The sequence below is a fragment of the Paenibacillus sp. 1182 genome (assembly GCF_017833915.1).
Taxonomy (GTDB): domain Bacteria; phylum Bacillota; class Bacilli; order Paenibacillales; family Paenibacillaceae; genus Paenibacillus; species Paenibacillus polymyxa_D.
The window spans coordinates 1-24,905 of the sequence record NZ_JAFICR010000012.1 but is presented as its reverse complement, the minus strand read 5'-3'; the positions used below and the strand labels follow the sequence as shown (position 1 = coordinate 24,905).

Below are 24,905 nucleotides of genomic sequence, written 5' to 3'. Positions count from 1 at the left end.
AAAAAAAGCCAGCAAGCCAGCCTGCGCATGATGCAGGCCGCTTGTGGCTTCGTTTGATGATCTAATATTAGTTCATTTCGTATTGAGCCGACACCTGAACTTTCACTGTTACTTGCCCCGATTGTATGTCTGTCCCGCTACCTGCTAAATCCATGAGCGATTTTGACATGGCATTTTCACGTTGTGTAAAGACTTGTGCTTCTCCGCCATCTACCGTCACATTCACAAGAGCACCTAATCCGCGTTTGGCCGCTTTAGCTACAGCACTGGCTTTAGATTGTGCGCTTCCCAATGCTTTAGTAATGGCTTCTTCCTCATAAGTCGAAGGATCTTCCACCGAAAAACGAACATTATCTACGTTATTGGCTCCGGACTTGGTCGCCTCATCCAACAACTGACCTATTTTATCCAAATCGCGGTATTTAACGGAAAGTGTATGGTTGGCAGTGTAGCCTTTGAGCTTCTGCCCTTCTTTTTCGTTATAGGTGTAGTTAGGCTGTACATAAAACTGGCTGGTCTGAATGTCATCTCCGCTGATGCTCCACTTTTCTTTCAGCAGTTGTGTAACCTTGTTCAATTTTGTAGCATTAGCTTTTTGAGCAGCGGCTGCCGTATTCCCTTCCGATTGTACACCGATAGAGAGATAAGCAATATTGGGCTTTGCCAATACTTCCCCGCTTCCAATCACATTAATTACACCGTTTACCGTCGAAGCTGTTGACGCAGCATAAGCACGCTCTGCCCCTGTCCATAATCCTCCTGCTACTCCCCCTGCTATTAATGCACCTGTGAGAACTGCTGTGGCTACTGTTTTTGTCCAAAGTCTCATTGAATTCAGCCTCTTTCTAGTAAATGTTTGTACCTTCCAGACGGAAAAGACGGAAAAAGGTTGCAGCCAAGCGTACAAATTTCCGAAACAGAGCATGACCACGAGGATTTTCATTATTTATAGTTTGAACTTAATACGGCCTCTATATCCAATAAATCCACAATAAAACAGTTAGCTGAGGAGTGTTCGAAGGATTTTTTTCTGGATATAAAAAAAGCCCCAAAGGGGCTTTTCACTAAGATCATACACTATATTACAAGCAATTCTTTGTTTATTGATTTTCCAGCTCTACCTTACTAACCAGACTTACTAAAGCGTTTACAGCCTGTTCGGCATCCGCACCTTCAGCACTAATATTGATTTCAGTACCTGTGCTGATGGCAAGACTCATAATACCCATGATGCTCTTGGCATTAACCTTTTTGTCATCTTTTTCCACAAAAATCTCAGATGAATATTTATTCGCTTCCTGTACGAACAACGCAGCAGGTCTGGCGTGCAGTCCTGTTTTCAAACGTACGACTACCGGATGTTTTGACATGTCAGCTTACCCCCTCATCAAATAAATCTGGACACTACTTACTCCATTTTATTTATCACATTATAACATTAACCCGGGACAGACACTAGAAAAAAAACTAAAAAAACTGGGGCTAAAAGCCCCACCAACATTCTTTTTACGGAATCAGGCCATTTTCGCCCCTGATTTTGTCAGCCATCTCATCAATTTTGCGAAGCCGATGATTTACACCCGATTTACTCACGACCCCTTTGAGCATTTCCCCGACTTCTTTCAAATTCAAATCGGGATGAGCGAGCCGAACTTCTGCCACTTCACGCAGTTTATCCGGCAAGGTCTCCAAGCCAACTTCTCTCTCCAGCAACTTAATATTCTCAATTTGCCGGACAGCAGCTCCAATTGTCTTGTTCAAATTAGCCGTTTCACAATTGACAATACGATTCACGGAATTGCGCATATCGCGCATAATGCGTACATCTTCAAATTTGAACAAGGCTTGATGCGCCCCAATGATGCTAAGCAGCTCAATGATCTTCTCGCCTTCCTTGATGTAGAGAATAAAACCCTTTTTTCGCTCAATACAGCGAGCATTTAGATGAAACTCATTCGCAAGATCAACGAGTGCCTGACAATGCTCCTCATACATCGAAGAAATTTCAAGGTGGTAAGATGATCCTTCAGGATTGTTGACAGAGCCACCTGCCATAAAGGCGCCCCGTAAATAAGCTCTCTTACAACAGTTTTTCCGAACAATATCCCGATTAATCCCGTCAGTGAACAAGAAACCTTCTGAGACGATATAAAGATCCTTTAGCAGTTGTTGCACATCATTAGGAATACGGACAATGTACACATTATTTTTTTTCAAGCGCATTTTTTTCCGTACAAGCAGTTCGATATGAAGTTGAAAATGCTTCTTGATCAAGGAGTAAATCCGCCTTGCAATCGCGGCATTTTCTGTGGACACGTCCAATATCACCCTTTTATTCGACAGTTGTACGGATCCGAGCATACGTATGAGCGCAGATAGTTCCGCTTTCTCACAGCAGGACTGGCTTTCAATCATCGTAAGCTCTTTTTTCGTTTGTGCCGCAAAGGACAAGGGACTCACCTCCTTCTTAATATCCAGTTTTGTACCAATTGGTAAATATGCTGGCTCAATTTGTCTGCATCATGCCGTAAATACGTGCGGAACAGAACTAATGTATCTGCCACCACTTTATATCCCCGGTCGGTCAGCTCGCCCATGTCTACTTGAACTGGCTTGGCTCCCTGCTCGGCATACATTTCCTGTACTTGGGGTGGAATTTCTCCGTTATTTACAATGACATAGTCGAAGAGATGATGCCCTACATGCTCAAAAATAGCTTGCAGATGGTCTCCTACTGTATAGCCATCGGTTTCACCAGGCTGGGTCATAACGTTACAGACAAATATTTTGATAGCGTCTGATTTCACTACAGCTTCAGCGAGTTTAGGTACAAGCAAATTCGGTAATATGCTGGTATATAGACTGCCGGGGCCAATCAAAATCGCATCAGCTTCATTAATGGCCTCTACAGCCTCAGGCAACGGCTCCACGTGAGTCGGTTCAAGAAAGACGCGTTTGATTCGTCCGCCCGCTTCTGGGATCTTGGACTCTCCGGTAATCACCGTGCCATCCTCCATTTCGGCGCTTAGCACAACGCCTTCCTCGGCTGCTGGCAGCACACGTCCCCGGACAGCAAATACACGGCTAAGCTCACGCACCGCCGTTACAAAATCTCCCGATATATCGGTCATCGCTGCTAAAATCAGATTGCCCAGACTATGGCCTGACAATCCTGATCCCGCACCGAAACGGTATTTCAGCATATCTGACATCACTGGTTCCACGTCAGCCAAGGCAGTCAGCACATTGCGAATATCCCCTGGGGGGGGCATCTGCAGCTCACTGCGCAAAATCCCGGAACTTCCGCCATCGTCAGCGACTGTAACAATAGCCGTAATATCTAGCGGCTTTTGCTTTAAGCCCCGCAGCATGACGGACAAGCCGGTTCCGCCGCCCATAACAACTATACGTGGGCGCTCCCGTTGTGATCCGGTCTCTTTCATGATTTCACCTCATTAATGCCGGTCCCGATCAGCATCCCGATGCGAAACAGAAACAGATTCTGTCTCGCTGGCACCCAGCATTTTTCCTAAATACTCCGATATTGCAACAGAACGATGCTTACCGCCAGTACAGCCAATGCCGATAATGACCTGGCTTTTGCCTTCTTTGCGATATTGCGGAATCAAAAAGTGTAACATATCCAGCAACTTGGTCAAGAATGCCTGAGTCTCGGGCCATTTCATGACATAATCATATACATCGCTATCCTGTCCAGTGTGGGGACGTAGTTGATCCACATAGTGGGGATTAGGCAGGAAGCGCACATCGAATATAAGATCGGCATCAATGGGAATACCATACTTGAAGCCAAAAGAAGTAATGTTCACGGAAAGCATACTGCTCTCCAGATGAGAAAATCGTGAAATAATCCTTGCCTTTAAAGTTGCAGGCTTCATCACACTTGTGTCAATAACCTGTGTAGCCGAGCTTTTTAGTTCTTCCAACATCTTGCGCTCCAACCGAATCCCATCCAAAGGCATACCGTCTGGAGCCAGCGGATGACGTCTACGACTTTCCTTATACCGCTGTACGAGAACGCCATCATTCGCATTTAAGAATAAAATTTCACAATGAATCGTAAAATGATCTTTAATATAATTCAACGATTCCGACAAGGCAGTGAAAAATTCTCGTCCGCGTAAATCAATGACGAGTGCAACCTTGCCTATTTTACCATTAGACTGCTCAATCAACTCTGCAAATTTGGGAATCAGTACAGGGGGCAAATTATCAACACAGAAGAAGCCCAAGTCTTCCAGGCTCTGAACCGCAATGGTCTTCCCTGCGCCTGACATCCCCGTAATAATAATGAGCGTTGCCCACGGCGCAGCATTTTTTAGGTTATCTGTCATATGGACTTCCCTCTCCTTTTGCTTCTTCGCTCTATGCCAGTACCCGTATTATCAGTAACCTGTGGTCAGGAGCGTAGCAGCAACCCTGCAGCCCCTACAACACCCGCGTCATTGCCTAACACCGCTGGTACGATATATACACCTTTTTGAAGCGGTTCAGGTGCCAGCTTGGAGTATACGCGACGCATCTCTTCAAACAAAAAGTCGCCTGCTTTAGAAACACCGCCGCCTATAATAAACAACTCTGGATTAAGCACAGCGGCAACCGCTGCCATGGATTTCCCCAAATAAAAGGCAGCCCGGTTCACGATACGCAGTGCGACTTCATCCCCGGCTTTAGCAGCATCAAATACTTCCTTGGCGGCAATTTGATCCTCCAGCGCCAGAGAGGTCCGGTCGCCACGTTCCACAGCATCCTTGGCCATACGAATGATGCCTGTTGCAGAAGATACAGTTTCCAAGCAACCCATTTTGCCGCATCCACACTGAATTGCCTCCAGATCAGGTACGACGCTGATATGACCAATTTCCCCGGCCATGCCTGAAGAACCTTGGTATATTCTACCGTTTATAATAATACCGCCACCTACTCCTGTTCCCAGGGTATAGCATACGCAGTTTTCGATGCCTTTGCCTGCACCAGCCCAAGCCTCACCTAGCGCAGCAACATTCGCATCATTGTCTATTTTCACAGGCTTGCCAATCCGGTTCTCTAGGAGCGCACGGATCGGTACGTCACGAAAGCCAATATTAGGAGCGAGGACAATAATACCATCACGAACATTCGTAAAACCTGCAACGCCTGCACCGACACCCTTGAGTTGATCCCACTCATAAGGAGATTCCTCAACAATGTGCCGCACATATTTTTCGATATTACCAATGACAACATCTACACCTTTATCGGTTTCGGTTGGTCCCTCGTATGTGTGCAAAAGCTGTCCGTTCTCATTACAAATGCCTACTTTAATCGCTGTACCGCCCAAATCGACACCCACATAGATACTTTCAGACATGTTCCAAGCCACCTTTATGTTTACTTAAAAACCTGGTATGAAATATATGCTTATAATTCCTACTTCATAATAGTAATCCTACGTTCCAACTATAATTGAAGCCCTCGTTACGGTCAAGGACACTTCCTTGTTGAAAAGTGTACGATTAGAGGAACTTTTAACCTTATGCACCCATAAAAAGGAGAAAGCCCGTGCAAACGCAGCAGGCTTTCTCTTCCTGAACAAAAGATGTGGCATAACAGAGGTTTCCTTCGCTCTCCCGTTAGCCTTTTTGTGTACTATAGACACGCTTTTATTGATCCAGTGTTTCGCTCCAGTCGTGAACAGCACTGCCTTCGAGATATTTCTCGCAGTCCATAGCCGCCATACAGCCCGTTCCCGCAGCCGTAATCGCTTGACGGTAACGATTATCCTGTACGTCCCCACAGGCAAAAACTCCGGGGATGTTCGTTTCCGTTGTGCCTGGCTTCACTACAATATAGCCGTGTTCATCCGTATGGATTTGTCCGTTCAGGAAACCTGTATTCGGTGTATGCCCGATGGCTACGAACACGCCATCTACCTCAATCAGCTCATCCTGATTGGTCTCATTATTGTGTACCTTCAAACCCTTTAAACCAGATTCTCCCGTCACAACTTCCAGAGGAGTCCGGTTTAATGCCCAATGTACTTTTTCGTTCTCACGCGCGCGATCTTGCATAATTTTGGATGCCCGCAACTCATCGCGACGATGGACCAAGGTTACACTGGAAGCAAAACGGGTCAAGAAGCTCGCTTCCTCCATGGCTGAATCGCCACCGCCAACCACGACAATCTTTTTCCCGCGGAAAAAGAAGCCATCGCAAGTTGCGCAAGTGCTGACTCCGCGACCTACATTGTCCTGCTCACCCGGAATACCAAGATATTTGGCGGACGCACCTGTAGCAATAATGACCGACTCCGCCTCAATGATGCCTTTACCCTCTACCTTCACTTTAAAAGGACGTTTGCTAAAATCCACTTCCTCTACCCAACCGGAAGTAAATTCAGCGCCAAAACGTTCAGCCTGCTTGCGCATATTATCCATCAGTTCAGGCCCGAGGATACCTTGCTCAAAACCCGGAAAATTTTCAATTTCGGTCGTTGTAGTAAGCTGCCCACCGGGCTGCATCCCTTCAATGATCAGCGGATTCATGTTAGCACGTGCCAAATAAATAGCCGCTGTGTAGCCTGCAGGACCTGTACCAATAATTATGGATTTATACATACGTTTGTTGCCTCCTTTAAGTGATGTTTGGAGCAGGTCTCAGACCTGCTTTTTAAACGTGGAGAGCGGCTGCTTCAGCTTCTGTTTGATACCACACACGCTGTCAATCTGGCGTGCATAGCGGCTTACGGTCGATACGGAAATACCATAGCGATCGGCTACTTCCTGATAGGTGACTGAATGATGATGCATTTTGGCAGTCAAATATTCCAGCGCCGCTGCCCATCCCTCAGTATGCTGAACCATCGGAACTTCCGGGGCAAGCCGATCCAAATACTCCAGCCACAGCGATCTCAAGTCGTGCTGCATGACCGGATCGGATGGCTTGCTCATAACGGTCAGTACCTTATCCAGCACTGCCTGCCATTGTGGATCAACCGGGGAGGCAGATACATCACCTTCAATTGTATGAGGATCGTTCTCAACCTCCAACTGATCAGAACGTTCCGTTTCCGGGTACATTTTCTGCTCACCCTGCTCCGTCAGCTCTTGCAATACTTGCAAGGCACGGCGTTTCAGCTCATCCTCCTGGTCCGGGTCTTCTACGAAGGACTCCAGTGCCTGACGCACCTCATCATCACCGATCAAGCTTAACGCCTGAATGACCTGAAGCTGAGTCGCCCGGTCCCCGTGGCGCAAGGCCCAGAAGAAGGATGACCGGATTAGCGGGTCCTTCTTCATGCTGTCAGGCACCTGGTCAGCACCAAACTTCTCCCACATGCGGAATTGCTCCTCAAACGGGAGATGATAATGATAGCTGAGCACTTGCAGCGGTGTACCCTCCTGCTGGAGTTCCTCCAGTCGGGACAGGAAAAACCGCGGAACTTCCGAGGAAGCATCCTGCTTTTGCAAATGACTCCACAACCGCCGTGCTTCCGCATATCTTCCCGTATTGCTGGCAGCTACCGCCGTGTAATGGTACAAAGAAGCGTCCGCATTGTTCTCTCCATCGCCATGAAGCAACCTGCGGAAATGTCTGTAGGCCTCCTCATGGCGTCCGAGAATGCCCATAGTGGTCGCCAGCTTGAATACCTGCTCCTCCTGAAACGGTATAGTGACCGCCAAAGTCTGCACCAGACGATCCAATTCCGGGCCGCCGCCCTCGTGCTGATAAAAGATCGCCAAGTTGCACAATGCGTGTAAATTCCCCGGCTCATCCTCCAACACTTGAATAATGGTAGCCTTAGCATTTTGGAACAATCCCATGTAGTAATACGCTAACGCCAGATTATTTCGCGCAGCGAACATATCCGGTTGTTCCTCTGAAATTTGCTTGAGCAACTGGGCTGCCTGAGCAAATTTCCCCTCCTCCAGCAGGACACGAGCCTGATCATGCTCTACTACTCCCTGCCGGGCCTTAATGCGGTTCAGCTTCGTTGGACGGTCCAGCTCATAATAGAGCAGCTCCATCATTTCCTCCGCTTCATCAAGAAACTGGCCTTCTTCGTCCTCCTCCAGGTACGTGACCAATGCTTTCTCCGCTTCTTCAAACTGCTCCATATTAGCGTAATTATTCGCCATATAGAAATAACACTCTGTCATCGACGAGTCTACGTCACTCAGAACAGAGGACAGGATCTCATTCGAACCTGCATAATCCCCCATCTCTGATAATATACCCGCCATATTGCAATGATTCACCGGATTATCCGGTTCATATTCAACGGCTTTGCGAAAATATTTCAATGCCTTGTCATAATGATTGCGATCAAGCGAGCGCACAGCTTTCTCAAAAAAGAAAGATGCGTCGAAACGCAAAGCAATAATCTTAGGGCTAGGTTCCGATACTCGCAGATGTTTCCCTTTCATAAATAACCAAGGCACCTCCTTTAAAAGTAACTGACATGTTCATACCCTTCAGTATACCACAACTTCAAAACGACTTGACAGTCGATCCTACCTCATTCCAAAAAACGGATATATGCTCGTATACAATAGATATATATACAAGAATACGCTAAATAGCCGAGCGCTTTTCCCTGTATACATAGGGAGCGTTCGGCTAGCCACTGGATATGATACTTAGACCCAATAAACGTAATAATTAAAGCGTCAGCGGCACCGGCGAGCGCTCGCGATGCTGAAATACGGCAAGCTCGCGATAGCCGACTTCATATAGAAGCGCGCGTGCCTTCTCCAAGTGCTCGGACAGCTTCGCCGGATCATGGGCATCCGATCCTACGGTCAGCGGGATGCCTAGCGAAAAAGCTTCGTCCAGCATGCGGCGGCTCGGGAACATCTCAGCACAGGGCTTCGAAAGCCCTGATGCATTCAGTTCCATCGCCCGACCGCTGCGGGCAACGGCTGAGAGTGCGGAGCGCTCCAGTTCACGCAGCTCCTCCATTTCCTCCGGCTTCGGATGATAGCCGAAGCGCTTAATGACATCCAAATGCCCCATGATGTCATACAAACCGGTAGCTGCCGCCTTAGAAACTGCATTATAATACGTGCGGTACACCTCAAGCACATTTTTGCCTTCCCAATGGTGTACCTGACGGAAGTCCGTGATATCCCATTCACCTAGAAAATGGACGGAACCAATCACATAATCCCAGGGATACGCGGTGATGATATCTTCGATTTCTCGTTCCCAGCCCTCAATGTAGTCGCCTTCCAAGCCAACACGAATATCAATTTGCTCTTTAAAACGTTCCTTCAGTTCCAAACATTCTTCCACGTATCGGGGCAGCTCCTCCATAGGCATCGCCATTTCCGGGTAATAGTCAGCCGGTTTTACATGCAGTAGTGGCATGTGATCGGACAAGCCGAGCTGATCCAGCCCCAGCCGAATTCCCTGCTGTACATACTCTTCCAGACTCCCTATGGCATGCCCACAGCGGGCGTGATGCGTATGATAGTCAATTTTCATGCGATCCTCCCTCTTTCAACACTACAACAAATCGTACTAATCACGACGAGGTCGTTCATGACGGCGATTCAGCTCAGCCAGCACGTGATCTAGCGGTAGCTTGCGCTCCTGCAACAGCACCAGCAGGTGATAAATCAGGTCGCTAACCTCCAGGCGCAGTTCATCATTATCTTTATTTTTGGCGGCAATGATCGTCTCGGATGCTTCTTCGCCAACCTTTTTCAAGATTTTGTCTACACCTTTATCAAAAAGATAGGTCGTATAGGCCCCTTCAGGACGTGTCTCTTCGCGCTCCTTAATAATCGCCTCCAGCTGGGCAAGTACCTCAAAGCGGTCTGCTGAAGCATTGGAAATATCATCGGTTTGATTTACCAGCGTGTGGTCTCCTGCATTTCCTGCAACAGGTGCTACAGCCGTCCCTGGCGCGGAAATATCACGGAAAAAGCAGCTCGTTGCTCCTGTATGACAGGCAGGACCGTTCGGAATGACACGTATCAACAGAGCATCACCGTCACAATCCAACTGGATGGAAGTGATTTTTTGCGTATTCCCTGAAGTAGCCCCCTTGTGCCACAGCTCCTGTCTGGAACGAGACCAGAACCAGGTCTCTCCCGACTCCAAAGACAGTTTCAGCGACTCGCGGTTCATGTAGGCCAGCGTAAGCACCTGAAGGGTGGCATCATCCTGCACAATCGCCGAGACAAGACCCACCTCATTCCAGCGGACATTATCCAGTATCTGCTCCAGAGATAGCTGTTGGTTCAATTCGTTGCTCATCGTATCTCCACTCCTCTGCGCTTCAAATCCCGTTTTAGGTCAGGGATTCCTATTTCTTTATAGTGAAAAATCGTTGCTGCTAATCCAGCATCCGCTCTGCCCGCCGTAAACACGTCATAGAAATGCTCCTGTTTGCCTGCTCCGCCAGAAGCAATAACTGGAATTCCGACGGTATCCGATACCGCAGAAGTCAGCGGCAGGTCAAAGCCGTCCTTGGTTCCGTCCGCATTCATGCTGGTCAGCAGAATCTCACCGGCTCCCAACTGTTCAGCTTCCTTGGCCCAGGCCAAGGCGCGAATACCAGATGGCGTGCGGCCTCCGTGGGTATATACTTCCCACTCGCCCCACGCCTCGTTATACTTGGCATCAATGGCAACAACGATACATTGTGAGCCAAAGCTGCGCGCCCCCTCCGCAATCAGCTGAGGATTACGGACAGCCGCCGTATTTACGCCGATTTTATCAGCCCCTGCACGCAAAATGCGTTTCATATCATCGACATGAGATATCCCGCCACCTACGGTGAAAGGAATGGCAATTTCCCCGGCTGTCTGACGAACTACTTCTTCCATGGTGGCACGCCCTTCAACTGAAGCAGAAATATCCAGAAATACGATTTCATCTGCCCCTTCCCGGTCATAAAGCGCCGCCAATTCCACCGGATCACCTGCATCGCGTAGGTTCACAAAATTAACGCCCTTAACCACCCTGCCATCCTTTACATCCAAGCAGGGAATAATACGTTTAGCCAGCATGCCTACTCCCCCTATGCCTTTGCTACAGCTTGTATGGCAACCTGCAAATCAATGCTCCCTGTATACAATGCTTTACCCACAATAGCACCACCTACACCCTCCTTCGCATAGGTGCTCAGCGTGATTAGATCTTCCATCTTACTGACACCGCCGGAAGCGATCACGGTTCGTCCACTGCTTTTCGCAAGCGCTACGACCGCCTCGACATTCGGGCCTTGCATCATTCCGTCGCGGGAAATGTCTGTGAAAATGAACGTTTCCGCTCCCTTGGAGGCCAACTCAGCAGCCAATTCGTCCGCTCGAACCTCCGAGGTTTCAAGCCATCCGCGCGTGGCCACATAGCCATTCCGTGCATCCAGACCAATGGCGATCCGATCACCGTAGGTACCCAATACCGCTTCCGTAAAAGCACGGTCCTCAATCGCTGCCGTACCCAAGATCACACGGCTCACTCCCAACGACAACAGCCGCTCCACATGTTCACGCGTACGCAAGCCGCCACCCACTTGTACAGGCACTTGCACCGCAGAAGCGATGCGCCCAATGAGCTCATCGTTCACCGGTTGGCCTGCTTTAGCACCGTCCAAATCAACCAAGTGAATGTAGGAGCCGCCCATACGCTCCCATTCTTGGGCAACCTCCACTGGGTTTTCGTTGTATATCGTCTCCTGGCTATAATCTCCTTGTACCAGTCGTACACATTTGCCATCGCGAATATCAATCGCTGGGTATATCGTGAACAAAGTATGACCCCCTTGTGAGCTATTCAACATCTATATGCCTTTACATCCATCAACGACCAAAGTTGGCGTACCCTCAACTATAGACACATGAATCGTTACGCTCGCTTTTCCGCTTCCGCCAGTTCCAAAAACTGTCGAAGCAACCGCATCCCCATTTCCCCGCTTTTCTCCGGGTGGAACTGCATGCCATATACATGGCCTCTGCCCACGATAGCCGTTACGGGCCCACCGTAGTCAGTCACCGCCAGTAGGTCACTTTCGGCCTCCGGCTTCGCATGATAGGAATGTACGAAATACACATGTCCTTCCTCCAAGCCCTGTAACAACGGGTGGTTCGGCTGAGTCATACGCAGACGATTCCAGCCCATATGCGGCACTTTAACCCCCAGATCAGGAGCAAACCGAACGACCTCACCTGGTAAGATATTAAGCCCTTCGTGACTGCCGTATTCTTCACCACGAGTGAACAACAGTTGCATTCCTAGACAAACACCGAGCAGTGGTTGTCCAGCGCTTGCAACCTCCTGAATCACCCGATCCAATCCGCTGGAACGTAAATGCTCCATAGCATCCCCGAATGCCCCTACACCCGGCAAAATCACACCGCTGGAGGAACGAATCACTTGGGCATCTCCCGTTACTACAGCCTCATAGCCAAGACGCTCAACTGCCTTGCTCACACTATGCAGATTGCCTCTGCCGTAATCCACAATGGCAATGGACATGGGCTACAGCACTCCCTTCGTTGAAGGCACTCCCGTCACCCGTGGATCAATGGATGTCGCTTCATCCAGTGCACGTCCCAGCGCTTTGAACACCGCCTCAATCATATGGTGGGTATTTTGCCCGTAGTGAACGATGACGTGTAGCGTCATGCGAGCCTCCAACGCAAATTTCCACAGAAATTCATGCACCAGCTCTGTCGAAAAGCTCCCTACCTGCTGTGATGGATACTCCGCACGATACTCAAAATGAGGTCGGTTACTCAGATCAATGACAACCTGTGCGAGCGCCTCATCCATTGGTACAAAGACGCTGGCATAGCGCTTAATTCCTTTTTTATCACCCAATGCTTCCAGCAAGGTCTGTCCCAGACAAATACCAATATCCTCTACGGTATGATGATCGTCGATATCCACATCCCCTCTGGCCTGCACATTCAGATCAAAGTGTCCGTGCTTGGTGAACAAGTCCAGCATGTGATTCAGAAAAGGAACATCCGTTTCAATCTCAGCTTGCCCTGTGCCGTCTACTGCAAAAGATAGCTGAATGTCCGTTTCGTTCGTCTTTCGGCTGACGCTGCCTGTACGTCCTGCTACGTTATTTTCGTTCCCCATCGCCATCCACCGCCTTCTTTTCATTGTCCAATCGAACTTGTATCGCCCGTGCGTGACCTTCCAGTCCTTCATGGCGGGCAAGCTGCATAATCGTCTCACCATTGCGCAGTAGCGCTTCTTTGCTGTAATAGATCATACTCGACTTCTTGATAAAATCATCAACATCCACTGGCGAGGAAAAACGTGCCGTTCCATTCGTCGGAATAATGTGGTTAGGTCCGGCAAAATAATCGCCTACTGGCTCCGAGCTGTACGCTCCCAGGAAAATAGCTCCCGCGTTTTCGATCAGACCTACATGCTCCATCGGCTGCTCTGTCATAATTTCCAAATGTTCTGGTGCCAGTCGGTTTACAATATGGATGCCCTCTTCCAAAGTGTCGACGACAATGATAGCCCCGTATGCCTCCACCGATGCAGCAGCAATATCTCTGCGCGGTAGCTCTGCCAATTGGCGCTGTACTTCAGCTGATACTTCTTCGGCCAAGCGTTGCGAGGGCGTAACCAGTATGGCTGAGGCCATCTCGTCATGTTCCGCCTGTGAAAGCAGGTCAGCCGCTACATATGAGGCATTCGCCGTGTCGTCAGCCAACACGACAATTTCACTTGGTCCAGCTATACTGTCGATATCCACCGCGCCGTACACCTCGCGCTTCGCCAGCGCTACATAAATGTTACCGGGACCGCAAATTTTATCGACTGGTTCAATGCTATGTGTTCCGTAAGCGAGGGAAGCAATCGCTTGCGCTCCGCCAACCCTATATATTTCCGTTACACCAGCCTCTGCCGCAGCTACCAGTGTATATGGATCTATCCCTGCCTTGCCGCCTGTCGCCGGGGGTGTCACCATGACAATCTCAGGTACACCAGCCACCTGAGCGGGAATGACATTCATCAGCACAGAGGATGGATAGGCCGCTTTACCGCCCGGAACATACACGCCTACACGTTTCAACGGTCGGATAATTTGGCCGAGCAAGCTACCGTCTGGCTGTAAATCCATCCACGAATTACGTTTTTGCTTCATGTGAAAAGCACGGATATTATCCGCCGCTTCTCGAATCGCCTGTAAAAAAGAAGGCTCTACCTTGTCATATGCCGCCTTCAATTCTTCCTCCGTCACACGAAGTTGCTCTGCGATCAGTGATACACCATCAAACGATTGCGTATACCGCAGGACAGCCTCATCCCCCTCTTGGCGTACCGACTGAATAATGGTACGCACAGCCTCATTTTGCTCAGGTGTGCCGTAATCCACCTCCCGTTGGAGACTGAAATCACGGGCTGATACAATCTTCATTTGTCCATTCCCCCTTACTTGCAGCTTGCAGAATGCTCCTTTAACCCTTGGCTTATTCCTTTAGTTGATTTACTCCCGGGGTGCCACCGCATTGGGAATCACCTGATGCAATCGATCACACAAAGCCTGAATCGAGCTGTTTTTCATCCGGTAGCTGACCCGATTCGCAATCAGACGACTGGTAATATCCAGTATGCTGATCTGCTCGACCAATCCATTCTCCCGCAAGGTCTGCCCCGTCTCTACCATATCAACAATGCGGTCTGCCAGGCCAATTAACGGCGCCAGCTCAATGGAGCCATTCAGCTTAATAACCTCCACCTGTTGGCCTTGCTCCCGAAAATACTGGGAAGCCACATTCGGATACTTTGTAGCGACCCGCTGACGAATACCTGGCTGCCAATCTGGTAAAGCAATCACTGACATCCGACAACGGGCAATCCCCAGATCCAGCAGTTCATACACATCCTTGTTTTCTTCCAGCAAAACATCCTTGCCCACAATGCCGATGTCCGCCGCCCCGTACTCCACATACGTAGGAACATCGACGGGCTTCGCCATAATAAATTCCATGCCTAGCTCAGGCAGTGGAATGACCAGCTTGCGCGTTTCGTCCACATCCAGTGGAATTGGAACCCCCGCCTGGCGAAACAGCTCGGAAGCCTGCTTATAAATCCTTCCCTTGGGCATGGCTACTTTCAATGTTTCTGTCATGGCAGTTCCCCCCTTGTACTGGCTCTCTTCCTTCGGCTGTATAGCTGTATACCTCTGCGTACAGCCCCTGCTGCTCACGACGTCGATCTTCCGGTCCGCCCGTGAGCCCTGTTACTACAGTAAGACCTGTTGCGCGTAGCTGTGCCGCTGCAGATAACGCCTCTTGGCGTCCCTGTTCGTCATAACGGATAAGTACAGGAAGCTTCGTCTCCATTTGGATACCATCCACACCATCGACGATCCGGTTTGTCTTCAATGCAAATCCCGTTGCAGGTACGGATCGACCAAACTGCTGAAGCAGATTGTCATAGCGACCCCCGTTGCATACCGGGAACCCAATCTCCGCCGCATAGCCCTCAAAAGTCATTCCTGTATAATATGAAAAATCCCCGATCATGGTAAGGTCGATTAACACATGCTCAGATACGCCGTATGCCTCCAGTACTTCCCACACCTCGCACAAATGTGCAATGGATCGAATCGTCTGCTGCTCCACACTAAGACGGGTAGCCTGGTCACAAATTTCTTTTCCACCGCGCAACCGAAGAATAGCTTCCAGCTTATCCCGATGTTCGGGAGCCAAGCCCAAAGCTTCAATCGCTGTTCGGTAGCCCACTACATCACGACTGAGCAACAGTTCCTTTAGCGCTTGTTGTTCAGCCTGACGGCCTGGAATGATTTCCTCAAATAAGCCGTTCAGAAATCCCACATGTCCCATGGCAATTTTAAAAGAGGCCACTCCTGCCGCCTGTAATGATGCAATAGCCAATGCTACAACTTCTGCATCAGCCTCAGGCGAATCATCACCTACCAGCTCCACACCTGTCTGAAAAAACTCCGCTTCTCTTCCTGCCTCTTCCTCAATCGCCCGAAATACATTTGCGTGGTAGGAAAGTCGGAGTGGTACTTCCTCTTCCTTTAGCAGCGAAGATACCACCCGCGCAATGGGAGCGGTCATATCCGATCGCAGCACCAACGTGGTTCCCCGGTTATTGAGTAATTTAAACAGCTTTCGATCGGAAGTAGAACTAGCCACTCCCACCGTATCGTAGTATTCCATCGTAGGCGTCATAATCTGGCGGTAACCCCAGCGCTCCATGCATTCGAGTACATTCAGTTCAATGGCCCGCAGCTTCGACACTGCACGTGGAAGATAATCTCGAACCCCTACAGGGATTTCGAATCCTTTTGGCTTAGACATCTCTATCACCTCATGATTTCACAATATCTTTATCATGGTAAAGTGCTAACAAACTAAAGTATATTCGATATATTATCATGCTCTACTTGTGAACGTCAACCGAACGGAGCAGCCCTTTTTTACAGATTCGCCAAGCCGCTGCCCCTTTCTATATTTTATCCAATGCAAAATACACGAATCCTAAAAAAAAGACTGCCAGCCCTAAGCCAACAGTCCAATCAATCAAAATATTTAGCTATTCATTTGTTCATCTTTACTCCGGGAAGGAAACTTCGGAACCGTGCCCAAACCGATCCATGCAAATGGTACATATCGAAAACACAACGTCACAATCAACCATGAGCCAAACAACGCCAACAACCATCCACCCGTAACAGAGAAGATATATTCTACTGGCGTTCCGTGCAAATCCAGCTTGCGATATACTCTCAATAACGCCGGGTGAAGTAAATAAATGCCGAATGAGCATGAGCCCAGCCAGCTGATTAACATTCGCAGCCTATCGTTAGCATGACGATATAATAAAACCGAGAACTGAAACAGCACCAGCGCTGAGACGAGGGCATATGCATTATGGAGCAGTTCATAGATCAGCGAGTCTGCATAGATGGCTTCGCGATATGCTACAAACCATATTTGTACATATGCTATACCCAGGAGTAGCCAAGCCACCCACAAGCCCCACCAACTGATCAACTGTCCGCGTCTAATTACTGTACCTGACACCGGAAAAAGCCACTTTTTAAACCCTTCATATCCAATCGCTACAGCTGCGCCCAAGGCAAAATAACTGATATACGTAATCGCGAGACTTCCTCTTTCCTCTTGCCAAACATATTTGTTCAGCAATACAAACCCCCATTGAATGACTAACCCTACTGCCAAAATGATACAGGCTGCTCTCCGTGGACTCGATATCCAATGACATAAGCGCTGCACTCCCCACAACAACAGTGGGAAGACCAAATAAAATTGGATGATGATGATGACATAATACAAATGCGTGTACGCCTTTCCCGTTAACAGCACGAGCGGAAGATCACTGAGCGGCATCAACCCGCGTGTTACCAAGGTCAAATAATACACAAGAGAAAACAAAACGTACGGCAACACAATAAACATCAGTCTTTTTCGGAAGAATATAAGCATATTCTTACCACGAAGCGGCCTATCGACATAATTGTAAAATAAAACAAACCCGCTCACAAAAATAAATACTGGCACCGCAAAGCTACTAAACATATTTAAAAATAGAAAAGGGTAAAACAATAGAGAATGGCGCGCATCAATTAAAGCCATTGAAGTCGCATGAATGGTAACAACGGCTGCAATTAATATTCCCCGGTAAACATCAAGCTCTGGTATACGTTCTTTTTTGACCAAATCAACACGCTCCCATATCGCCTTGCAAATATGTCTTTTATCAATTTTTAAACATAATCAACATGCATTACCCCACTTATTATACAGAAAAACAACACAAGAAAGACCCCTTAATACATAAGGGGCCTTCCTTATTGTGCTATTTACTACTCATCCACACCAGAGCGTCTTAAATCACGCAACGGATTGCCACCCACAAATGCACCTGCGGGCACGTCTTTATGCACGACCGCTCCAGCCGCTACGATAGCTCCGTCACCAATGGTGACACCCGGCAGAATGGTTGTGTTGGCGCCGATCAGCACATGATCACCAATCACCACTTTACCGATACGATACTCCTCAATGAGGTATTCGTGAGCCAGTATCGTCGTGTTATATCCAATGACCGAATTGTTCCCTATCGTAATATACTCTGGAAAAAAAACATCCACCATCACCATCAGGCCAAAGGCCGCATGTTGCCCCACCTTCATCCCCAGCATTCTGCGGTAAATGACGTTTTTCAGAGAAAGCACAGGACAATACCGGGCAATCTGTATAAAAATAAAGTTCTTAATGCCTTTCCAGCGGCTCACCGTCCGATAAATCTGCCACAACGCATTGGGACCTTCTACAGGATAGCGGTTCACCTTTCTCACGATACATTGACACCTTGAAGCTCCAGCTTCAGCAAATCCCGCATATCATGCAACATGTAGTCAGGCCCATATCCGCGTAGAGTTTCCTCGCCCTTGAGCGACCAAGCTACACCAGCCGATTTCACACCTGCTGCCTGAGCTGACAAAATATCAAAAGAACTGTCTCCGACCATCAATGTATGCTTTGCTTCAGCATTCAAGCCTGCTAAGGCCTTAAGGACTGGCTCAGCGTGTGGCTTAGGATGCTCTACATCGTCCACCGTCACAATATAGTCCATAGAGGAAGTCAGATTGAACAGATTAAGTACACGTATCGTGGATGGTCGTATTTTAGTGGTCACAACCCCTAGCTTAATTCCTCTCGCACGCAACTCCTGAATAACCTCAATGACATATGGAAATGGCTTCACCATTTGATCATGATGAATCTGATTATAAGCACGGTAGTCCTTAACTAACCCAGATACATCCGTTAATCCCGAAAAAGTACGGAGTTGATCGTCCAGCGTTCCACCCATATGAGGAATAATATGCTCCCGCGTCAGCGGATCAGCATCCGGATGATTCAAAATGTGTAGAAATGTGCTGATAATCAACTCATTCGTATCCATGATGGTGCCGTCTAAATCAAACAAAATCGTATTTATCATAGATGCTCCTTCTTGTCCTCGTCCGTGTCTTCCTTAGGTAGCTTATCCGCCGTAGCTGTTGGAGGAACCACGTCCTGTCCTGGACGGGATACCTGTTCTGGCGTCACGTCAGGTACCTGATCAATCCCCGCTTTACTGGAGATAATCGGATCGCTATACCGAGCAACAGATGTGCCCTTCCGGCGACGAACCAAAATGAAAATCACGGCAGCTACCACAATGAAAATAGGCAGCAATTGCGAGATCCGTACATTACCGTAACTCGGGTCCAGATGCCCTGGTTCAAACCCTAACCACACCATAGGAGACCACAATGCATTCACAAAGGAAGCCAGCCAATCCGGTCCCTGAAAAGCCAAACTGTCCGTCCGTACACGCTCGATGAAAAAACGACCAATCGAGTACCAAATGAAGTAAAAAGCAAACATTTCGCCTGCACGTACAAATTTCATACGACGAATGACGAGCAGCAAAATCACACCTACAATACTCCACAGTGATTCATATAAAAATGTAGGGTGATGGAACACCCCGTTAACGTTCATCTGATTCACAATGAAGTCCGGCAGATGCAGTTGATTTCGCAAAAAAGTCTCTTCCGTCGGTCCACCGTAGGCTTCCTGATTGACAAAATTACCCCAGCGTCCAATCGCTTGACCGATTAGTAGACCTGGTGCGCAAATATCAGCGATACGCCAGAAATTATACCCTTTATACCGGAAATAAATGACCGCACATATAATGGCCCCGATCAAGGCACCGTATATCGCAATACCGCCATTCCAAATTTTGAAAACATCCCATAGATTATCTCGGTAGTCTTCCCATTTGAAGGCTACATAATAAATACGCGCTCCAATAATTGCTGATGGAACACCCAGAAGCAGCATATCCATAAAAAAGTCCTGCGGAATACCGAATCTTTTTCCTTCACGGATGGCAAGATATAGACCCACAAGCGCCGCCAGCCCCAAAATAAGTCCATACCAGTGGACCTTGATTGCCCCGATTGAAAAAGCGATCGGATTCAGCAGTAATGTTGCCGTTGACATATGTTTCTCTCACTCCTCGTTCTTCCTTGCAAACGAACAAATCAACCTTAATCCATCTCTTCCATATCTTCAGAAATCGTAGCAGTCAGCTTGTTTGTAAATTGCAGGGCAGCATTAACGCCCATTTGTTTCAAACGATAGTTCATCGCCGCCACCTCGATAATAACAGCCAAGTTTCGGCCCGGACGAACTGGGATCGTAACCAGTGGAACATCTGTATCAATAATGCGTGTCGTTTCCTCATCAAGACCAAGACGGTCATACTGCTTGTCCTGCTGCCATGCCTCCAGACGGACAACCAATGTAATCCGTTTGTTGTTACGAACTGCACCAGCACCAAACAGCGTCATCACATTAATAATGCCCACGCCACGAATTTCCAACAGGTGACGGATCAGCTCAGGTGCTGTACCATGCAGCTGAAAATCGGACGTTTGCCGAATTTCTACCGCATCATCTGCTACCAAGCGATGTCCACGTTTAACCAGTTCCAGTGCTGTTTCACTTTTACCAATTCCACTACTTCCTGTGATAAGCATTCCCACGCCATACACGTCACACAGTACACCATGAATAGTTGCTGTAGGAGCCAGCTTTCTTTCGAGAAAGCCTGTGATGCGGCTTGATAAAATCGTCGTCGCCATATTAGTGCGCAGTACAGGAATATCTCGCTCTGCGCTCGCCTCCACTAACTCAGCCGGTACCTCTAGACCACGTGTGACGATAATGCATGGAGTCAGCTCTGTACACAGACGCTCCATCCGATCCCGGCGTTCCTCAGGAGGAAGCATTCCCAGAAAAGCCAACTCAGACCTTCCCAGAAGCTGTACCCGCTCTTGTGTATGATATTCAAAATACCCGGCCATCTCCAGACCTGGGCGATTTAAATCGTCCACTGTGATCAGTCTTCGCAGACCTTTTTCACCGGAAATAACTTCCATTTGAAACTGCTGTACAAGCTCGGATACCTTTACCTGTTTAGCCATTTTATTCTCCCCTTCATCTGCAAAACCAGATTCTATACGTCACTTGATTTATGTAGCTTTACCCTATTAACCATACACCCCAACGCCAGTCTATCCTGCGCCAATGCACACTCCACTTGATTTAACATATGGTTCCAGGCTAGCTCCATTCCGCCAGCTGGGTTGATCCCATCTAGGACTCCTGCCAACGAACCTACATCTAGACCTGTCCATTGTACCCATCGTATCGGAATTTTCCAATGAATGCAATGCCGAAGCTAGTAGCCGTATGCGATATATAAAAAGAGTCGCAGTTCTCCGCTCGGGGAAAACTGCGACTCTCTTCCAGAGGCAAATTTTATTCGCCAACCAGAACACTCAATTCCGATTCCTTATCAAAAATATGAACCTTGTTCATATCAACAGCCAACTTCGCTTTGACACCATCACGAGTATTGGAGCGTCCGTCTACACGGGCAATAATCGTATCATTTCCAGCACCGCTCAGGTACAACAGCATTTCATGACCGAGGTTTTCCGTTACATCCACAGTGGATGTAAAGATCGTATTCGGAGAAGCCTCCAAGAATACAGGCTCTTCATGAATATCCTCAGGACGGATACCCAAGATCACTTCTTTCCCGATATAGCCCTTCGCTTTTAAAATCTGTCCTTTACCTTCTGGTACAAACAGATCCAGACCCGGCGCAGCAAAATGCAATGCACCTTCTTTTTCAACCAGCTTACCTGTGATAAAGTTCATCGTAGGAGAGCCGATAAAACCAGCTACGAACAGATTCACTGGACGGTTGTACAGTTCATCTGGGGATGCAGCTTGTTGGATAATACCATCCTTCATAACTACAATCCGGTCACCCATCGTCATGGCTTCGACCTGGTCATGGGTTACGTAGATAACAGTCGTTTCCAGACGCTTAGCCAGCTTCGTGATTTCCGCACGCATCTGACCACGCAGCTTGGCATCCAAGTTGGACAGTGGCTCATCCATCAAGAACACTTGCGGGTCACGCACAATCGCACGTCCCAAGGCAACACGCTGGCGTTGACCACCTGATAACGCTTTCGGCTTGCGGTCCAGCAGATGCTCAATATCAAGGATTTTAGCCGCTTCACGTACACGTTTGTCAATTTCTTCTTTCTTCACCTTACGGAGTTTCAGACCAAAAGCCATGTTTTGATATACATTCATATGCGGATACAAGGCATAGGATTGGAATACCATCGCGATATCGCGGTCCTTTGGAGCCACGTCGTTCACAACACGATCTCCAATGTACAATTTACCGTCTGAAATTTCCTCTAGACCAGCGATCATACGGAGCGTAGTAGATTTACCACAACCGGAAGGACCAACCAACACGAGAAACTCTTTATCTTGAATGTCCAAATTGACATCAACAACCGTAGCTTTATCTGCACCCGGATATTTTTTGAAAATATGCTCTAAACGTACACCAGCCATAGCTTTTGCCTCCCTAAGATCAAGTTATGAAATCGAATACATTTCTTACTTGTATCTTACCCTAGTCCCCGTAGCATGGCTATTCGCAAACTGCACAAAAATGCTATTTCCTTTTTGTCACTTTGTACAATAGAAGATAGAGCTTGACTAAAACCGCATCATTAAACGTCCGCACGTCCAATCCAGTCTCCTGTTTGATCTTGTCCAAACGGTAAATCAACGTATTTCGATGCACATATAGACGCTTAGCTGTCTCACTCACATTACAATCCAGTTGAAAAAAGATGTCTAATGTGGCCATCGTTTCTGAGTCTTCTAGTATGACAGATGACTTCATTACCTGCTCTAAAAATAATACGCGTTGTTCCTTGGAAATGCGGTTTAACAGCCTTTCCAAATGAAGCTCCCATGAAAAGTGGATGTGCTCTGTTACATGAAAAATCTTGCCCAAATGTATGGTCTCCCATAACAAATTCAGCTCTTGGGGAAGACTTTGCAAAGGGATTGAAGGCTTAGAAACCGCCAAATGGAATACACCCACCCACTCATTCGCAATAAGCTCATATAGACCCAAGCTAAAAGCCGTGAGAACCTCCTCCAACGATTCCGTAAAATCTGCATCCCTGGACTCAGTGTCTTTATCCCGTTCATCGTCCGCTCCTAATAAAAGCTCCTTTTTAGCCATAATCAGCCAAGACTGTTTGTCCAATGGAGTAAGCAGCACATCCCCTCCAAAATAGCTCGCGAACAATCGATGGAGCTGGGTATAAGTAATAGCCCCCTCCTGTGTTCCCTCGCCATTCAGTAAAATCGGAACCATACACGCTGATAGCGAATCACGAAGCTGCAATTCATCTGGAACCTCTTCTTCCTTGTTTAGATTGGCAGCCTGCTGTATAAGCCATTGTCCATAACGATTCATGCGCTCTTCCTCGCTATAAACCGGGTTATCCGACAATTGTGGACCGTTCTGCCAGACCTGCTCCATGTTCCCCAATAGCGCTTCTACCAGTTTCCGTTCTCGATCCGTCAAATATCTGGCCTCTACCACAAATGCAGCCAGTTCACCTGCCGACGCACGAAATGGAAAATATAACTTGTTGTCACGGACAAACGATCTATCCGGAATAACTGAATCGGCTGTCCCTCCCTCTGCCATCATTTCCGGGCACCAAGGCACTATGGTAAAAGGCGCTTGAATAATATTCTGAAGCTGTTGCTGAATCCATTCTGTATCCAGAGTCACGCGATCACCACTTCACTTTTTTTTAGAATATAGAATAAGCACTAAGCGAACATAATGAACTCATTATAACCTGTCGATACCGTAAAATAAAAAAGCTATATAAAAACATAACTTAAAACAATACAAAAAAAGCCATCAACCTATAGTTGATGACTTCTGATGAGCCATGAAGGACTCGAACCTTCGACACCCTGATTAAAAGTCAGGTGCTCTACCAACTGAGCTAATGGCTCGTAAAACTGGTGGAGGATGATGGATTCGAACCACCGAACCCGTAAGGGAGCAGATTTACAGTCTGATGCGTTTGGCCACTTCGCTAATCCTCCATATAAAGGTGGCTCGGGACGGAATCGAACCGCCGACACGAGGATTTTCAGTCCTCTGCTCTACCGACTGAGCTACCGAGCCATATCCATTAACAAAAAAATAAAGTGCGGAGGGATACCCCTTCCCACTTTAGTACGGTAAAACTATTGAATTGAAAAATGGCGGAACTGACGGGATTCGAACCCGCGATCTCCTGCGTGACAGGCAGGCATGTTAGGCCTCTACACCACAGTTCCCTGGATTTTTCAAAATTCAAAAATGGTGCCGGCGAGAGGACTTGAACCCCCAACCTACTGATTACAAGTCAGTTGCTCTACCAGTTGAGCTACACCGGCACAATGGTGGAGGCTGAGGGGATCGAACCCCCGACCCTCTGCTTGTAAGGCAGATGCTCTCCCAGCTGAGCTAAGCCTCCTGGGTATGTATGGTAGCGGCGGAGGGGATCGAACCCCCGACCTCACGGGTATGAACCGTACGCTCTAGCCAGCTGAGCTACACCGCCATAACATAATATTTCGCTAGCTTGTCCTAAATGGCGGAGAGAGAGGGATTCGAACCCTCGCACCACTTTCGCAGTCTAACCCCTTAGCAGAGGGTCCCCTTATAGCCACTTGGGTATCTCTCCATATAAATGGACTCACTTAGCAAAACTCCGCAAGTTATTCTGTATCTCAACAAAGTGATTTGGAATATCAAGCGCAATTTCAAGGTTACACCCTGAAAACTGGATCCGAAACTCATTTGCGTCTTATCTTAGGATAAGCCCTCGACCGATTAGTATTGGTCAGCTCCATGCATTACTGCACTTCCACCCCCAACCTATCTACCTCGTCGTCTTCAAGGGGTCT

General features: G+C 48.0%; 24 protein-coding genes, 8 tRNA genes and 1 rRNA gene. All 33 read right to left on the bottom strand.

Going from position 1 to position 24,905, the window contains the following annotated elements; translation table 11 throughout:
• Positions 1 to 67: 67 nt before the first annotated feature.
• Positions 68 to 829 (bottom strand): SIMPL domain-containing protein, encoded by a 762-nt coding sequence (locus JOD82_RS21860; RefSeq protein ID WP_069012121.1) that lies wholly within the window; start codon positions 827 to 829, stop codon positions 68 to 70.
• 271 nt (positions 830 to 1,100) lie between these two features.
• Complete coding sequence (locus JOD82_RS21855) at positions 1,101 to 1,370, bottom strand: HPr family phosphocarrier protein (RefSeq protein WP_013308257.1); 270 nt, start codon at positions 1,368 to 1,370, stop codon at positions 1,101 to 1,103.
• Between the two features lie 136 nt (positions 1,371 to 1,506).
• Complete coding sequence (whiA, locus tag JOD82_RS21850) at positions 1,507 to 2,451, bottom strand: DNA-binding protein WhiA (RefSeq protein ID WP_029518996.1); 945 nt, start codon at positions 2,449 to 2,451, stop codon at positions 1,507 to 1,509.
• A gap of 5 nt (positions 2,452 to 2,456) precedes the next feature.
• Positions 2,457 to 3,443, bottom strand: coding sequence for a gluconeogenesis factor YvcK family protein (locus JOD82_RS21845; protein ID WP_023986485.1), 987 nt, complete (start codon positions 3,441 to 3,443; stop codon positions 2,457 to 2,459).
• A gap of 12 nt (positions 3,444 to 3,455) precedes the next feature.
• Positions 3,456 to 4,355 (bottom strand): RNase adapter RapZ, encoded by a 900-nt coding sequence (gene rapZ, locus JOD82_RS21840; protein WP_013308254.1) that lies wholly within the window; start codon positions 4,353 to 4,355, stop codon positions 3,456 to 3,458.
• A 65-nt stretch (positions 4,356 to 4,420) separates the two neighbouring features.
• Positions 4,421 to 5,371: an ROK family glucokinase gene (locus tag JOD82_RS21835; RefSeq protein ID WP_069012123.1), complete on the bottom strand. Its 951-nt coding sequence runs from the start codon at positions 5,369 to 5,371 to the stop codon at positions 4,421 to 4,423.
• A 292-nt stretch (positions 5,372 to 5,663) separates the two neighbouring features.
• Complete coding sequence (gene trxB, locus JOD82_RS21830; protein ID WP_029518998.1) at positions 5,664 to 6,617, bottom strand: thioredoxin-disulfide reductase; 954 nt, start codon at positions 6,615 to 6,617, stop codon at positions 5,664 to 5,666.
• A 39-nt stretch (positions 6,618 to 6,656) separates the two neighbouring features.
• Positions 6,657 to 8,426: a tetratricopeptide repeat protein gene (locus tag JOD82_RS21825; RefSeq protein WP_029518999.1), complete on the bottom strand. Its 1,770-nt coding sequence runs from the start codon at positions 8,424 to 8,426 to the stop codon at positions 6,657 to 6,659.
• Between the two features lie 235 nt (positions 8,427 to 8,661).
• Complete coding sequence (hisJ, locus tag JOD82_RS21820; RefSeq protein WP_069012124.1) at positions 8,662 to 9,486, bottom strand: histidinol-phosphatase HisJ; 825 nt, start codon at positions 9,484 to 9,486, stop codon at positions 8,662 to 8,664.
• A gap of 36 nt (positions 9,487 to 9,522) precedes the next feature.
• On the bottom strand, positions 9,523 to 10,263 hold the full coding sequence (gene hisIE, locus JOD82_RS21815; RefSeq protein ID WP_069012126.1) for a bifunctional phosphoribosyl-AMP cyclohydrolase/phosphoribosyl-ATP diphosphatase HisIE: 741 nt from the start codon (positions 10,261 to 10,263) through the stop codon (positions 9,523 to 9,525).
• On the bottom strand, positions 10,260 to 11,018 hold the full coding sequence (gene hisF, locus JOD82_RS21810) for an imidazole glycerol phosphate synthase subunit HisF (RefSeq protein ID WP_039274196.1): 759 nt from the start codon (positions 11,016 to 11,018) through the stop codon (positions 10,260 to 10,262). Before hisF ends, hisIE begins: the two co-directional genes overlap by 4 nt.
• Before the next feature lie 11 nt (positions 11,019 to 11,029).
• The gene (hisA, locus tag JOD82_RS21805) at positions 11,030 to 11,761 is read right to left on the bottom strand and encodes a 1-(5-phosphoribosyl)-5-[(5-phosphoribosylamino)methylideneamino]imidazole-4-carboxamide isomerase (protein ID WP_029519006.1); all 732 of its coding nucleotides are present in this window, start codon (positions 11,759 to 11,761) and stop codon (positions 11,030 to 11,032) included.
• A gap of 95 nt (positions 11,762 to 11,856) precedes the next feature.
• Positions 11,857 to 12,486 (bottom strand): imidazole glycerol phosphate synthase subunit HisH, encoded by a 630-nt coding sequence (gene hisH, locus JOD82_RS21800; RefSeq protein ID WP_029519007.1) that lies wholly within the window; start codon positions 12,484 to 12,486, stop codon positions 11,857 to 11,859.
• Between the two features lie 3 nt (positions 12,487 to 12,489).
• Entirely contained in the window at positions 12,490 to 13,098 is a 609-nt protein-coding gene (hisB, locus tag JOD82_RS21795) for an imidazoleglycerol-phosphate dehydratase HisB (protein ID WP_029519009.1), read from the bottom strand.
• A complete protein-coding gene (gene hisD, locus JOD82_RS21790; protein WP_069012128.1) occupies positions 13,082 to 14,395 on the bottom strand; it encodes a histidinol dehydrogenase in 1,314 nt (437 codons plus the stop codon). The genes hisB and hisD overlap by 17 nt, the downstream gene beginning before the upstream one ends.
• 69 nt (positions 14,396 to 14,464) lie before the next feature.
• On the bottom strand, positions 14,465 to 15,109 hold the full coding sequence (gene hisG / locus JOD82_RS21785; protein ID WP_029519011.1) for an ATP phosphoribosyltransferase: 645 nt from the start codon (positions 15,107 to 15,109) through the stop codon (positions 14,465 to 14,467).
• Entirely contained in the window at positions 15,063 to 16,310 is a 1,248-nt protein-coding gene (locus JOD82_RS21780; protein ID WP_069012130.1) for an ATP phosphoribosyltransferase regulatory subunit, read from the bottom strand. The genes hisG and JOD82_RS21780 overlap by 47 nt, the downstream gene beginning before the upstream one ends.
• 231 nt (positions 16,311 to 16,541) lie before the next feature.
• Positions 16,542 to 17,693, bottom strand: coding sequence for an acyltransferase (locus JOD82_RS21775; protein WP_069012131.1), 1,152 nt, complete (start codon positions 17,691 to 17,693; stop codon positions 16,542 to 16,544).
• A 146-nt stretch (positions 17,694 to 17,839) separates the two neighbouring features.
• The gene (locus JOD82_RS21770; protein ID WP_081330710.1) at positions 17,840 to 18,334 is read right to left on the bottom strand and encodes an acyltransferase; all 495 of its coding nucleotides are present in this window, start codon (positions 18,332 to 18,334) and stop codon (positions 17,840 to 17,842) included.
• Positions 18,331 to 18,984 carry a pyrophosphatase PpaX gene (gene ppaX / locus JOD82_RS21765; RefSeq protein WP_061830201.1) on the bottom strand — a complete coding sequence of 218 codons (654 nt, stop codon included), beginning with the start codon at positions 18,982 to 18,984 and terminating at the stop codon, positions 18,331 to 18,333. Before ppaX ends, JOD82_RS21770 begins: the two co-directional genes overlap by 4 nt.
• Entirely contained in the window at positions 18,981 to 20,036 is a 1,056-nt protein-coding gene (lgt, locus tag JOD82_RS21760) for a prolipoprotein diacylglyceryl transferase (protein WP_209949910.1), read from the bottom strand. Before lgt ends, ppaX begins: the two co-directional genes overlap by 4 nt.
• Positions 20,037 to 20,083: 47 nt before the next feature.
• Positions 20,084 to 21,022: an HPr(Ser) kinase/phosphatase gene (gene hprK / locus JOD82_RS21755; protein WP_029519020.1), complete on the bottom strand. Its 939-nt coding sequence runs from the start codon at positions 21,020 to 21,022 to the stop codon at positions 20,084 to 20,086.
• Positions 21,023 to 21,359: 337 nt separating this feature from the next.
• Positions 21,360 to 22,484, bottom strand: a complete 1,125-nt coding sequence (locus tag JOD82_RS21750; protein ID WP_029519022.1) for an ABC transporter ATP-binding protein — start codon at positions 22,482 to 22,484, stop codon at positions 21,360 to 21,362.
• A 103-nt stretch (positions 22,485 to 22,587) separates the two neighbouring features.
• Positions 22,588 to 23,730 carry a PucR family transcriptional regulator gene (locus JOD82_RS21745; protein WP_029519023.1) on the bottom strand — a complete coding sequence of 381 codons (1,143 nt, stop codon included), beginning with the start codon at positions 23,728 to 23,730 and terminating at the stop codon, positions 22,588 to 22,590.
• Positions 23,731 to 23,890: 160 nt separating this feature from the next.
• Positions 23,891 to 23,963 (bottom strand) — tRNA-Lys (locus tag JOD82_RS21740).
• A 7-nt stretch (positions 23,964 to 23,970) separates the two neighbouring features.
• Positions 23,971 to 24,056: transfer RNA gene (locus JOD82_RS21735), tRNA-Tyr, on the bottom strand.
• Positions 24,057 to 24,065: 9 nt separating this feature from the next.
• A tRNA-Phe gene (locus JOD82_RS21730) sits at positions 24,066 to 24,138 on the bottom strand.
• A 78-nt stretch (positions 24,139 to 24,216) separates the two neighbouring features.
• Positions 24,217 to 24,293: transfer RNA gene (locus JOD82_RS21725), tRNA-Asp, on the bottom strand.
• Between the two features lie 23 nt (positions 24,294 to 24,316).
• Positions 24,317 to 24,392: transfer RNA gene (locus tag JOD82_RS21720), tRNA-Thr, on the bottom strand.
• A 4-nt stretch (positions 24,393 to 24,396) separates the two neighbouring features.
• Positions 24,397 to 24,472, bottom strand: a tRNA-Val gene (locus tag JOD82_RS21715).
• A gap of 10 nt (positions 24,473 to 24,482) precedes the next feature.
• Positions 24,483 to 24,559, bottom strand: a tRNA-Met gene (locus JOD82_RS21710).
• 31 nt (positions 24,560 to 24,590) lie between these two features.
• Positions 24,591 to 24,682 (bottom strand) — tRNA-Ser (locus JOD82_RS21705).
• A 129-nt stretch (positions 24,683 to 24,811) separates the two neighbouring features.
• Positions 24,812 to 24,905: ribosomal RNA gene (locus JOD82_RS21700) — 23S ribosomal RNA — on the bottom strand; the annotation flags it as partial.